This window comes from Mongoliibacter sp. (assembly GCF_007692705.1).
In the GTDB taxonomy this organism is placed as follows: domain Bacteria; phylum Bacteroidota; class Bacteroidia; order Cytophagales; family Cyclobacteriaceae; genus Mongoliibacter.
The window spans coordinates 1-13131 of the sequence record NZ_REBN01000209.1 but is presented as its reverse complement, the minus strand read 5'-3'; the positions used below and the strand labels follow the sequence as shown (position 1 = coordinate 13131).

The 13131-nt window shown below is 41.7% G+C and carries 9 protein-coding genes; 3 read left to right on the top strand and 6 right to left on the bottom strand.

The features are described 5' to 3' along the window. Both EA341_RS14915 and EA341_RS14910 read left to right on the top strand, forming a co-directional pair. Positions 1 to 423, top strand: a 423-nt coding sequence (locus EA341_RS14915) for a riboflavin synthase (RefSeq protein ID WP_293015953.1), incomplete at its 5' end; no start/stop codon positions are given. Between the two features lie 157 nt (positions 424 to 580). Then, positions 581 to 1972: an MATE family efflux transporter gene (locus tag EA341_RS14910; RefSeq protein WP_293015951.1), complete on the top strand. Its 1392-nt coding sequence runs from the start codon at positions 581 to 583 to the stop codon at positions 1970 to 1972. 129 nt (positions 1973 to 2101) lie between these two features. On the opposite strand, the gene EA341_RS14905 is transcribed toward EA341_RS14910, so the two are convergent. Then, entirely contained in the window at positions 2102 to 3481 is a 1380-nt protein-coding gene (locus EA341_RS14905; protein ID WP_293015949.1) for an MBL fold metallo-hydrolase, read from the bottom strand. A 304-nt stretch (positions 3482 to 3785) separates the two neighbouring features. Here EA341_RS14905 and EA341_RS14900 point away from each other — a divergent pair, with 304 nt between their 5' ends. Then, complete coding sequence (locus EA341_RS14900) at positions 3786 to 4706, top strand: carbon-nitrogen hydrolase family protein (protein ID WP_293015947.1); 921 nt, start codon at positions 3786 to 3788, stop codon at positions 4704 to 4706. A 30-nt stretch (positions 4707 to 4736) separates the two neighbouring features. Here EA341_RS14900 and EA341_RS14895 read toward each other — a convergent pair whose 3' ends face one another. From EA341_RS14895 to nrfH, 5 genes are all read right to left on the bottom strand, one after another. Beyond that, the gene (locus EA341_RS14895; RefSeq protein ID WP_293015945.1) at positions 4737 to 6110 is read right to left on the bottom strand and encodes a hypothetical protein; all 1374 of its coding nucleotides are present in this window, start codon (positions 6108 to 6110) and stop codon (positions 4737 to 4739) included. A gap of 205 nt (positions 6111 to 6315) precedes the next feature. Next, complete coding sequence (gene ccsA, locus EA341_RS14890; protein WP_293015944.1) at positions 6316 to 9495, bottom strand: cytochrome c biogenesis protein; 3180 nt, start codon at positions 9493 to 9495, stop codon at positions 6316 to 6318. Between the two features lie 2 nt (positions 9496 to 9497). After that, positions 9498 to 10829, bottom strand: coding sequence for an alginate export family protein (locus EA341_RS14885; protein ID WP_293015943.1), 1332 nt, complete (start codon positions 10827 to 10829; stop codon positions 9498 to 9500). A gap of 13 nt (positions 10830 to 10842) precedes the next feature. Continuing rightward, positions 10843 to 12336, bottom strand: a complete 1494-nt coding sequence (gene nrfA / locus EA341_RS14880; protein WP_293015941.1) for an ammonia-forming cytochrome c nitrite reductase — start codon at positions 12334 to 12336, stop codon at positions 10843 to 10845. 24 nt (positions 12337 to 12360) lie between these two features. Next, positions 12361 to 12903 carry a cytochrome c nitrite reductase small subunit gene (gene nrfH, locus EA341_RS14875; protein WP_293015939.1) on the bottom strand — a complete coding sequence of 181 codons (543 nt, stop codon included), beginning with the start codon at positions 12901 to 12903 and terminating at the stop codon, positions 12361 to 12363. Between the last annotated feature and the right edge of the window lie 228 nt (positions 12904 to 13131).

The window sequence follows — 13131 nt, the reverse complement described above, 5'->3', positions numbered from 1 at the left end:
AGGGTAACCGCAATTCAAGAAACTTTAGAAAAAACCAATCTCAAAAATTGGAAGATAGGTGATAAAATTAACCTTGAACGTTGTATGCCCGCCAACGGAAGATTTGACGGACATATCGTACAGGGTCATGTAGATCAGGTAGCAAAAGTTGATTCCATTTCCTCTCAAGACGGTTCCTGGTTGTTTGATTTTTCCTTTGATCCGTCAAAAGGAAATGTAACCGTTGAGAAGGGTTCCATTACAATCAATGGTACAAGTCTTACCTGTTTCAACTCAAAAAACGGAAAATTTTCCGTGGCAATTATTCCCTACACATATGAATTCACCAATTTCCATCAGCTCAAAGTAGGAGATGAGGTGAATTTAGAATTCGATATTGTAGGTAAATATATCCAGAGAATTATCAGGGGTTATGAGTCATAATCCCCTGCCTATTTGATAATTTTCTTATTTCTATTTCAATTTTGATTTTTTTCCCGCAAATTTGAGCCATTATGAAGGTATAATTTTTACATAGGAGCCAAAAAAGGGTGTTACCAATGACTGGTAGCCTTTTTACTGTTTATTTAATCCTTCATACATGACTATCAGAACATTTATATATCACTTCAGAAAAGCTGTACGGGGTTTGGAAGAGGACTTTACCCAAATCAGCATTAAAAAAGCTATTTTCTATTTATCTATTCCCATGATATTAGAAATGGTCATGGAATCCTTATTTGCCGTGGTTGATATCTTTTTTGTCGGGAAGTTGGGTGTAGATGCTGTAGCAACAGTGGGTCTGACAGAGTCGGTTTTGACTATTATATACTCCATAGCCATTGGTTTGAGTATGGCAGCTACCGCAATTGTAGCAAGAAGAATTGGTGAGAAAAAGCCCATTGAAGCATCAAAGGCTGCTTTTCAGGCTATTATGGTCTGCTCTATATTTGCTGTAGCAATGGCTATATTAGGTGTATGGCAAGCGGAAAATATGCTGTCCATCATGGGTGGAAATCCCGAGTTGATCGCCTCTGGTTATAAGTATACACAGGTGATCTTCGGTGGAAATGTCTGTGTGATGTTGCTTTTCCTGATTAATGGTATTTTTAGAGGTGCCGGCAATGCAGCCATCGCCATGCGTGCCCTGTGGATAGCCAATGGTTTCAATATTATTCTGGATCCTATCCTCATATTTGGACTTGGACCCATTCCTGCCATGGGTCTGGAAGGAGCAGCATGGGCTACTACCACAGGAAGAGGGATTGGAGTTTTGTTCCAGTTGTTTGTTCTTTTTAATGGGAAGTCCATTATCAAATTCTATTGGGAGAGTCTTCAGCTCAACTGGAAAATTGTTTGGACAATCATCAAAGTAGCGTCAGGAGGAATGGGACAATTCCTGATTGAATCTGCCTCATGGATATTTTTGATGCGGATTATCTCAGAGTCAGGCTCTTCAGCCTTAGCAGGCTACACCATTGCGATAAGGTTGATTATTTTTGCTTTACTTCCTGCATTTGGGCTTTCCAATGCCTCAGCCACACTCGTAGGACAGAACCTAGGAGCATTGCAACCTGCTAGAGCAGAAAAATCAGCCTGGTTTTCAGCACATCTTACAGCAATTTTCCTTGGTTTATGTTCCATTGTATTCATTGCTGGGGCTGGCTATTTTATTGAAATTTTTAATCAGGAGGCAGCTGTTATTGAAGTGGGTCGCAACGGCCTGATTATTATCTGTTTGGGTTATGTGTTTTTCGGTTATGGGATGGTCATGAGCCAATCGCTTAATGGGGCGGGAGATACACGCACACCTACCATTATCAACCTTGCCGTGCTTTGGGGCTTCCAGATTCCTTTTGCTTACTTCATGGCAAAAGTCCTAGGTTTAGGTGCTACAGGTGTATTTGTAGCCATAGCTATTAGTCATTCAGTACATGCTTTGGTAAGTGCATGGGCCTTCAATAGAGGTAAATGGAAATTAATGGAAATTTGATAATAGAATTCAGTAAAGTATTCTTAAACATGTGTAATAGGAACCAAAGGAAAAGTTAGGTTGAAACAGCAATTTTTGTGTCAAAAAAATAAAAAGAGCCTGGCTTCTTGTCAGGCTCTTTAGTAAAAATTATGCAGACCAATCGGCCCATCCTCCGGAATAGTTGAGTACATTATCAAAACCATTTGCTACCAAAAGAGAGTAAGCAATGGCTGATCTCGCACCACTTTGACAATGGATGATGACTTGTTTATCCTTTGAGACCTTATCAAGGTTTTGATCCAACTTGCCTACAAATAGATTTTCCGCATGATCAATATGCCCATTTTTAAACTCTGATTTACCTCTCACATCTATGAGCTGAATATCTTCACTTCCTAATTTGGACTCTAAAGTGTCCTTACTTATTGGTGAATACTTCTGAAGGTTATCGCCTTCAAAATTGATCAATTGAGCTGGTGTGATATATCCTTTTAAATTATCCAAACCGATTCTCATTAGCTTTCTGGTAAGGTCTTCTACCTGACCCTCTTCCGCTATTAAAATAAAATCTGAGGCATAGTCCATATACCATCCCATCCAAGTAGAGAATGAATTGTTGTTGCTTATGTTTAGAGTTCCTTTAAGAAACCCATCAGCATATTGTTTCCAAGGACGGGTGTCTATGATGGAGAGTCCGTCAGCCTTTACTTTTTGAAAATCAGCCTCTGATAAATTGGGAATGACAGGAACTTCGGTAAGGAGCTTTCTGTCTACCTTATTGAGCTTTTTCATCATTGCAAAATACCTAGGAGGCTCTGGTTGATCAGCAAGGAGTTCCTTGCTGAATGCTGCTTTGTCATTGAGCATTTGCAAAGCCCAGTTTCTGATTTTTTCATAGCCAACTGTGGTCATCGGAACTGCACCCAGTGCTTTGCCACAAGCAGAACCAGCTCCGTGACCCGGCCAAACTTGGATGAATTCATGCAGCTTATTGAATTCCTGTAAGGAGTCAAACATTTGGCTTGCGCCGATTTCCTGTGTTCCTTTAAGGCCAGCAGCCTGTTCCAGCAAATCAGGCCTTCCCACATCGCCCACAAAGACAAAGTCTCCTGTAAACAACATCACCGGTTCCATACTTGCGGGTTTGTCTGTCAGAAGGAAGCTCAAGTGTTCGGGAGTATGTCCTGGAGTATGCAGGGCTTCGAAAGTGATATTTCCTAATTTGATGATATCACCGTGCTTTACTTTATTGTGCGGAAATTCATATTTCCAGTTCTCATCACCTTCGTCGGAAAGATACAAATCAGCTCCTGTCAGGGCAGCGAGTTCTCTTGATCCGCTTAGAAAATCAGCATGGATGTGGGTTTCAAGAATATGGGTGATTTTCAGGTTGTTTGCTTCTGCAATTTTAAGATATGTATCAACATCTCTTTTGGGATCAATTACCGCAGCTATTCCACCTGCCTGACAACCGATCACATAGCTGGCTTGTGCCAGACTTTTGTCATATACTAATTCGAAAAACATAGTAATTTCTTTTTTGTTGCTTTAATTCAATTGATTTGTAAAGCTTAAACATATACTTTACGGAAACAAAATTAGGCTTTGATCCTTTGGCTTTCTGTGATAATCATTACTTAGGTCCAAAATTCAGCAGGAATAAAAAAGCTGTCGGGTAAACCGACTTTGATATTCCTTCTTTGTTATATTGTCTTTGGCTTTAAAATATACAAAATTCAAGCTCAAGAATACAGAAGATCTTTAACCCTGTCAATTTGTCTCAATATTTCTGGATTAATAATCAGTTTTTCAATTCAAATAAACCAGTCCTATGAATAAAATCACCCTAGCCTGCGTACAGGCCACTCCAATAATTATGGATAAAGATAAGACACTGGAAAAAGTATTGGCTTGGATGGAGATGGCTTCAGATAAGGGTGTAGACCTCATACTGTTCCCCGAAAGCTTCATCCCTGCCTATCCTGCTGGAATGGATTTCGGTACCGTAGTAGGCAGCAGGACAGCGGAGGGGAGGAGGCAATTCCAACAGTATTGGGAAAATAGTGTGGAAGTCCCCGGGAAGGAAACTGCCTTGCTTGCCGAGACAGCCAATAAGTATGGAATGTTTTTGGCCATAGGGGTGACAGAAAGAGACTTGATTACGAAGACGTTGTATTGTACCCTTTTATATTTTAGTCCGGAAGGCAAACTTTTGGGAAAACATAGAAAATTAAAACCCACTGCTGCCGAACGTATCATTTGGGGTGAAGGGGATGGAAGTACCTTGGTTAGTTTTGATACTGAATTTGGAAGGGTAGGAGGACTGATTTGCTGGGAAAATTATATGCCCTTGGCCAGAATGGCAATGTATGGCCAGGGGGTGGAAATCTATTTAGCCCCAACTGCAGATTCCAGAGATACCTGGCAAGCATCAATGGTTCACATCGCTTTAGAAGGGAGGTGTTTTGTGATTGCCTGCAATCAATATTTTACAAAATCTGATTACCCGGAGGACCTTAGGGATAAATTAGCTAAGGACAGACCTGAAATCCTCAGCCAAGGAGGATCTGTGATTGTATCCCCTTTAGGGAAAATATTGGCAGGCCCATTATTTGATGAAGAGGGATTGCTTGTTGCAGAAGTAGATCTTGGAGATTTAATACAGGCAAGAATGGACTTTGATCCTGCAGGACATTACAATAGGCCTGATGTCTTTAACTTTAAAGTAAATAAAGGGGCTGATGACCAATAGATCCAGCCTTCATAACTATTTCAGTTCTCTTTAAAATCTCAAACTCAGATTCACAATGGGTTGGCTCGGATTTATATTCAAGCCTTGGGTGGCAGATATCAAGGGCATGCGCTGATTGACAAAATAATTTTCAGGATTGATGTCGACGGAGAAATCCAGTCCGGTTTTTGATTTAAGTTCTTGAGCAAATGTTTGGCTTTGGTTTTCTTTTTTGAAATTTTGGAAAAGTATCTGTTGGGTGATCAATGCCAGGGCAGAAGGTACACCAATAATTGCAGCGCCTGATTCCGCTTCCACTATAGCCATCAATCCCAGACCAAGCAAAGCAGCGCCAGCGGTGGAATAACCTATGGTGCTGCCCTGTTTTTTGGTGAGAAATACTCCTCTGGCAGATTTATGACCAAATACAGTTCCCAAAACAGAACCTACAGCAGGAACCAGAATAATTGCTGAGCTTTCACTGTTGCTTAGGGATTCTGCGGCAATGGCAAAGCCTAAACCTGTACCGATCAGCCCTAGGACGGTCGTATTTTCGGCATCTCCTATGGTATAAGGATATTTCTTGGATTGTTGATTGCCTATGGCCAGTCCCAAAACTCCCCCGGCCAGAATCCCTGCACCGTAAGCATTGGTATTGACAACTTGAAAAGCACCAAGTCCGGAAGCACCCACCCAGGAACCAAGAATACCATAATGCCTGAGTGTTTCTATATGTCCTTCTGAATAATTTTCTCTTTTCTGCTTTTGGAAGGCCCACTCTCCCAAAGCAATACTTCCCCCAGCGCCAAGACCGGCAAAGACCTGACTGCCAGAGTTTGAATTTCCAGCGATTAATAGGCCCAGAGAGCCGCCGTAGATCCAGCCCAGTAGCCTGCCAGAGTTGTTGGCTCTGAGTACCGGTCTGGTGATGTCCTCAAATTTCTTTGGATTGAAGACAGGACCTAAAGCCCAGAGGCCTCCCATCACCAAGGGGACGCCGACCGCTCCCACATTGTCTATTTCAAAAATCGATACAGCTGCCAGTCCATAAGAGAAGCCATAGGCTATACTGACAAACCTGTCCCTGCCTCTCCATTCGAATTCACCCTGGTTGCTTTCCCTTGATTTGATATTACTGAGTTCCCGATCCCATTCATCCTTCATTTGATAATACCTGTCTTTTTCAGAATCGGACATGCGTTCAAAATACCGGTTTAAGTAAACTTCATGATCATTCAAATATTCCAGTTCTTCCGCTGTAAGCAGATCTCCAGTATTTTGTTTGATTCTAATTTCTCTGTAAGTAGGCTTATTGCTTTCTTCCCAATACCCTCTTGCATTGTATAATCCCTGAGCATTGGTCTGGAATTGATGGGCGAAAAATAAACCGCAAATTAAAAGCAGTGTGTAGAATGATTGTTTCATTATCAAACAAATTAATTATATGTATGAACCCAAGGATATTTAGTTCAAATGTAATCAACGATTTGTTTAAGTAAAAGTTAATCAAAATTATAATTCATGAGAAAAAACCATGAATTTGATTCGAGATCAAATAAGTTTTTAAATATATTTCATCCTCTAATACAAGCTAAAAGCCCAATCTTTTTATGCTTTTGAATATGATTTTTTAAACTGCAAGTTTTTCATTGTCTTCATTATCAAGCTTTTTGTATTTCCAGATAGCCAAAATTGAAATAATGATTAAAATAAAAATCAGCCAATAAACCCAAATAGGTACCGGTACAGGATCTCCCTTGGCGTATGAATGTAAACCTGATAAATAGTAATTTACTCCGAAAGAAGTCATGATAATCGCACCGAATGCCCACAAACTTGCCAAATTATACATGAGTCCGTTTTTGAAAGCAGGGATCAAACGTAAGTGAAGAACCATGGCATAAACGATTACTGATATCAGTGCCCAAGTCTCCTTTGGATCCCATGCCCAATACCTGCCCCAGCTTTCATTGGCCCAAACACCGCCTAAAAAGGTACCAATAGTTAATAAAAACAATCCGATGGTAATGGACATTTCATTGACCATCTGCAATTCCCGGAGGCTGTTCCACCAGGAATTTTTCGGGCGTTTAGGTTTGAATATGACCAAAAGCAAGCTTAAGAGTGCAATGACTGCAGCCAAGGCCAAAGGAGCATAGCCACTGACTATAACAGCCACATGGATTTTAAGCCAATAGGAATGTAAGACTGGCATCAGGTTGGTAATCTCCGGGTTCAGCCAGTCCAAAAAGCCCACAAATAAGAGTGTCCCGGAGAAAATCAGACCCAGTGGCACAGTGAACTTGGACTTGTTCCCGAAGGCCAAGCCAATAAGCAAAACACCCCAAGCTACAAATACCAGCATTTCAAAGCCATCACTCCATGGCGGATGTTTGGCTATATACCAGCGCAGAGCCAAGTGGAAAGTAAAGGTGGCAAAACCTACCCAAGCCAATATAATCCCTGCCTTCCATGCGGAATCCAGCAGTTTTGGCCTTCTGAAAAGCATGAAAATCGCGATAATGAGCATGAGAAAGCCTAATAGCCAAAAAGGTCCGAATAATTTTGTGCCTAGGTTAAGTCTGTTGTACAGCAGTTCTGCTTTGATCTCAGTGTCAGAGGGGTAAACTTCTGCCCCCGCTTTTTCTTGGTATAAAGCAATATAGTTTAATGTTTCCTCTGCTCCTGACCAATCTCCGCTTTCCATGGATTCCTGAATTGATTGAAGATACAGGGGAGTGATATTTTTCACAAAGATTCCATCCTCCTCTTCAAAGCCTTGCATATACTGTTGACCAGTATACCAGGTATTGTTCATATCAAGTCTGTTGGGAAAGAGTCTTAGGAAATCTCCCGTAAGAAGTCCATAAAAAATATTAAAGCGCTCATCGGTTTTGAGAAGCTCGTTATGGCCTTCATTCCTTTCAGACGGCTTCAGTTTGTTAGCATGTTCAACCAGGTCTTGGATGAGGTATTTGCCATCTGTATCTAAAAAGTCTCTGAAGGCCAGCCTGTCTGCAGGTTCGGTTTCCAGGGTCTGGAATACTTCTAAAGATTTTGCCCTATCCACTTTAATCAGAGGCAACTCACTAAATCCTGAAGGATTCATTTGAACAGCCAGAAGAAACTGCTCTGGACTTAAGCGGATTTCTCCTTGATCTGCTGGGAGGCTAACATAACTTTTCCCTGTTAGTTTTCTGACGATTTCATTTGCAAGGGTGTTGAGCGGTTTCATCCGGCCATCGAGATCCTGAACTATTAGATTACCGTAAGCTTGGGAGTGTTCAACCGGTACAACGGTATCCTTTCCATATTCGATTTGGTTTTGGGGCCTGTTCATGCCCCAAATCACCAATAATAGTAAGATTAAGGCTGAAGCATAACTGACTTTTTCCCGCCCTGGATTCAGGGTGTTTTTGATGGCTTTTTCTCTTTGAATTTTATTCAGTTTGAAATTCAATATTCTGAACCTGCTCCCTTTGGCAAAGAGGGTAAGCAGCATGCCCAATGTCAAAAGGGTATAGCCCAGGTAGGTAATATAAGTACCGGGGCGATCCTGATTGACAGCGAGCACTGTACCTCTTTCGTCATTGTCATAGGAAGACTGGTAAAACCTAAAGCCCTTATGATCCAATACATTATTCATATAGATCCTGTAGGGAAACTCACTGCCAGCATCCATTACCATGACTTCGCTGGCATAGGATGCAGGGCTTTGGCTGCCAGGATACCTTTCCAATTCAAAGGCATTGAGATAAAGCTTAAATGGGAGGCCAATGGGTTTGGGCCCAAATGTCATGGAATATTGCTTGCCTTCATGTTGAAAAGATGTCCAAGCTGGTCGGAAACTTACCATTTTGACAAAAGCTTCTGAGATTTCCTGCCTGTCCTCATCCATGATACGGTACTTGATCACATCAGGAAGATTTTTGGCTTGGCTTTCGTCTGTTTCCGCTACATAATTTACGCTAACATTTTCCTGGATTTCCCTGATTAAAAAGGCTCCACCGTCCCATTGGTATAACGTCATCAACTGAAGGGCATTGGTTTCTCCGGCAGACAGACTACTCATTTGCTGTGTTTGCATAGACATGACCTGTAACTGTTCGTCCGAACTGATCAGCCAAGCATCTCCTTCTTTGTAAACTCTTATGGGGTGTTCGGGATCATTGAGTGTGCTGAGGCTAAGATTTCCCAGGCGGATATATTTACCCTGATCAACAAGGAAGTCTTCCCTTCCGCCTCCCATGGCCACGGCAATGCTGAGAAAGGTTTCTTGCCCGGGGATGAAATCTTCCTTGGCACCTTTGATATAGTCTTCAAACTCCACAAAAAACGTCTTCCCGTCAATCTTGGCCTGAATTGTTTTAGGGCTGAAGTTTTTAGGTAAAAGCTGAAGTGCCTTTTCATATTGGGATGCATCCTGCGTTCCTGTCTGTTTGAGCTGGAAATAATGTGCTGTTGTGAAGAATGTACTTTCTTCCTGGCCCTGTCGTATGTGCATGATGCCTTCTTCGCTAAGGTAGCGTGTCACTCCTGCACCGAATATGATGATTACAAAAGCAATGTGGAAAAGACCAACAGGCCATCTGTTTTTATGGAATAATTTGTACGTGCCGATGTGACTGATAAAATTGACAGCCAACCAGATCATGATTACTTCAAACCACCAGGCTTCATATACGAGACCTCTGGCCACAGCCGTGCCGTGATCGTTCTCCAAAAAGGTCGCTATGCCCATAGAAGTAGCGAAGGCCAATAAGAGGACAAGTGTTATTTTAGTTGAAAACAGGTGTTTTAAGTATTTCATAATCATAGAAGTATTCCTATAAATTTATTTTTCATCGTAGGCCTGAAAATCAACATCATGTAAGCCCAGTTCTGTGTGTTTTTTGGATTGGCAACTCCCTTGACGGCGTGAAAAACATCTGTTGCAAAAAACTGACTGTAGCCTCCCTGTACCGAAAAAGCATCATTGACTATCCAGCCAAGCGAGAGATCCAATTCAGAACCGAAATATTTACCATCTGGTAGGGAAGAAGAGAATTCAGTGCCTAAATAATTTATATCAGCATCTGAATAAAACAAATGGTAATCAGCCTGTAGGAAGAAATTCTTGTTGAAAGCATAGCGTGACTTGACAAAATAATCCTGCAACCCGACGGTGTTTTCATGAGTTCCTCCCACATAAAATAGATCCATGTACCCATTGAATAGATGATTCGTGCCATATAGAGGACTATAAGCCTCATTTCCCAAAGTCCCTGAATTATTTCCACTGATATGCTCTAAACCGGCAGAGAGCGTCCAAATTCGACCTTCTTCTTTGTTGATAGGGATTGTATGATTGTATGCTACACTGAAATTGTAAGCATTGATACTTCTTCCGTTGAGATCTTCTCCAAATTGATGATAATAAAATGTGGAGATTTGGGAATTGCCGGAATTGTAACGCAAAGTGGGAACGCCTAGGGTACTTCTATACCTAACTCCCTTGTCAATGACAGCCCCCGTCTGCTGGTCTGTAGTCTGCCATTCTCTGCCATCATTCCAGAAAAGTGCAGAAAAAGATACTTTCCCCCATTTGTTTTCATAGCGGGCCATCTGGGCAATCTTATACTGGTTCGGAGTAAAAAAAGGCTGATCCGTCAATGCTAAGGTGGTCTGGTTGAACCCTCCCCCGAAATGAAATTTCATATCCTCTTTTTCATGCTGGAAAAGCAAAAAGTCATGTGCTCTTGCCTGTAGTGCCCAATCCAGATTTCCCAGAAATCTAAAATTGTCGTAATTGAGTTCCTGCCTTCCTATTTTCACTTTCCAGGTATCTGAAAAGTTGGCAGACGCCCAGGCTTCATGCACAGAGAGGAAATTGTCAGTGGCTTTGACTTGGGGAGTGCTTCCCCATACCCGGATATCTTGAACAGACATGTAAAAACTGATATGTTCTGTATCGTATCTGGCTTGTATTCTTGCCCGATGAGCTATAAAAGCAAAGGGATCTTGTGATCGATCTATCATTTGACCGAAGCCATTTCTATATTCCGTGCGCATGATGTACTGCCCATCTATGCTGAATTGGGCGTGAACATCCATCTGGGATATTCCTAAAAGAAATATCCCGATTAAAACCATTAGCTTTTTCATGGTGATTCAGGTTTTACCTGCTGCTTACGGTTTTAACTTCTTTTTTTGCTTCTCTGGCTTTACCTTCTTTAAGCCATTGGGGTACCACCTGCTCCAAAAAGGTTTCTTTGGCAGCTTTTTCTTTAGGGATATCCAAGCCTATATAAAGTTGAAGTTTGTCTTTGTCATTGAAATCAGGCATCTCTACAGGCTTGTTATGCCCCAAGTCTGCTAATATTCGTGTCAGGTTGATTCTGGCCTCCTGTATGATACCTGTTGCCGAGGTAATAATTCTGCTGGATTCCAAAGGCGCGTGAAAAGCTCCACCATGCGAAGCGACCACAAAGTCCCATCTCCATTGTGCATGTCTTATACCTTCCAAAACACTCTTCATTTGTTCCTCACTTGCTCCAAGCTCCCAAGCTTTTCCGGCTTCTATATGTGCCATAGCAATAAGTTTTTGCAATTTGGAGGATCCCTCCTTTACTTTCCTTTGTCTTTCATAAACATCGGTCAGGAGGTCTTCCTGTTTTTCCCTATGGCAGACGAAGCATGAATTTTCAACATTGCTTAAGGGAGAACCTATGTGGTGGTCGGTAAACTTTTGTCCCCCCTCGTTTTTATAGGGCATGTGGCAATCCGCGCAGGATACTCCTCTTTTGGCGTGAACACTCATTTCGTAAAGCTCATAATCAGGATGCTGGGCTTTTATCATTTTTGTTTTACTGATCGGGTGTGTCCAGTCTGCAAAATCAATATTGTCGAAATATTTTTCCATTGATTCTACGCTTAAGCCCTCTTTCCAGGGAAAAGTGAGATAGGCCGCATCTTCTTCACCAGGTCTTGTTTTGTCAAAATAATATTCGACATGACACTGAGCGCAGACAAGAGATCTCATTTGTTGGTGGGATGCCTGATTGATGTCCTTGCCCATAGCCTCAAATGCTTCAACTAGTGCAGGCCTAGTGATGGTAAGGTTCATGGTTTTGGGATTGTGACAGTCTGCACAACCGATTGGATTGATGACCTCAGTAGCCAGATGAGAAAGTTTGTGGCTATAATATTCTGTTAAACCCATTTCACTCATAAGCCTGGGGACATCAGTGCTTTTACATGTCCAACAGGTAGATGGCTGTGGTCCATCACCGGGCTCCATAGGTGATCCTATTCTCAAAGTATTATGGACATCTGTTATGGCCCAGGCATGACCTCTTGGATGATTATAATCTTTGCTGAAGGCGTAACCTGCCCAGAGGATGACAAGCTCTGGCTGGTCGTCAAGTACATCTTTGAATCCACTTGTATTGTACATACTTTGAAAAGTAGTATCCTTGGTTTTCATGTAAGATTGGTATTGACGTGGATAATTGAGCCCCCATACAGAGTCACGGGGCTCAATCCCTTCCAGAATAACTTTGGGCTGATAAGCAAACCTTGCTTCAGTCTTTCTATCCATGATGGTGTAGGCTAACATGGCTAGGAGAAAGACAATTACGGCTGTCAATCCGAAAAGAATCCAATTTTTCATAGTGCTGTGGTTTTAAATGGGTATTTATTTTTTTGATTTCATTGACTCCTTAAGCCATTTGGGAATGATTTCAAGATCTGGTGGAGCATGTGCTCTGATAGGTTCTATCTGATGCCCAACAGAAGCCAAAGACCTGACTTTTCCGTGGGGCACCTCCCTGTGGCACTCCCAACAAATTCTATCGGTTCTGTGTGGATGGTGGTTTTCGACCACGTCAAGAAGCTTAGCTTCTGTGACTTGGTTTTCATGGCACCGTATGCAGTTGTTTTGGATGACATTGATTGAAGGTTCCAAAGCCCGGATTACTTGGGGTTCTGCACGTAATGTGAAAATGGTAGAATGGTATAATCCATCCTTAGCCTTGAAAAAGTATTTGTTGGCGATATTATCATGGGGAACATGGCAGTCATTACAGTGGGCTACCTCTCTGTGTGAACTTCTGGTCCATGTTATGTACTGGGGCGTCATAATATGACAGTTGACACATGCCTGAGGATCATCTGAAAGATATGACGTGGCGTTGCTCAAGCGGATCATATAAATGCCAAGCCCGAATATAGCGCCCATTAATATTGTAGCAGCAGGGCGCCATTTCCTGGGAGGAATTAGATTGAATTTAAAAAGCTTTCTCTTCAAGTTGTGGGTACGACTCATAGGCTTATTTCCTTTGATGAAACAATACTATAGTTTAAAAATAACACAAACTATGACCAATGTCATGTAAAAAGGATTTTTTTTTAAAATAAATGAATTATTTCACTGATCAAAAGTAAATAGATGTACTATTTGTTTTAT

Excerpts from the sequence above, each read along its gene's own strand:
- EA341_RS14910 (WP_293015951.1), top strand. The coding sequence starts at position 581 with ATGACTATCAGAACATTTATATATCACTTCAGAAAAGCTGTACGGGGT.
- EA341_RS14905 (WP_293015949.1), bottom strand. The coding sequence starts at position 3,481 with ATGTTTTTCGAATTAGTATATGACAAAAGTCTGGCACAAGCCAGCTAT.
- EA341_RS14900 (WP_293015947.1), top strand. The coding sequence starts at position 3,786 with ATGAATAAAATCACCCTAGCCTGCGTACAGGCCACTCCAATAATTATG.
- EA341_RS14895 (WP_293015945.1), bottom strand. The coding sequence starts at position 6,110 with ATGAAACAATCATTCTACACACTGCTTTTAATTTGCGGTTTATTTTTC.
- ccsA (WP_293015944.1), bottom strand. The coding sequence starts at position 9,495 with ATGAAATACTTAAAACACCTGTTTTCAACTAAAATAACACTTGTCCTC.
- EA341_RS14885 (WP_293015943.1), bottom strand. The coding sequence starts at position 10,829 with ATGAAAAAGCTAATGGTTTTAATCGGGATATTTCTTTTAGGAATATCC.
- nrfA (WP_293015941.1), bottom strand. The coding sequence starts at position 12,336 with ATGAAAAATTGGATTCTTTTCGGATTGACAGCCGTAATTGTCTTTCTC.
- nrfH (WP_293015939.1), bottom strand. The coding sequence starts at position 12,903 with ATGGGCGCTATATTCGGGCTTGGCATTTATATGATCCGCTTGAGCAAC.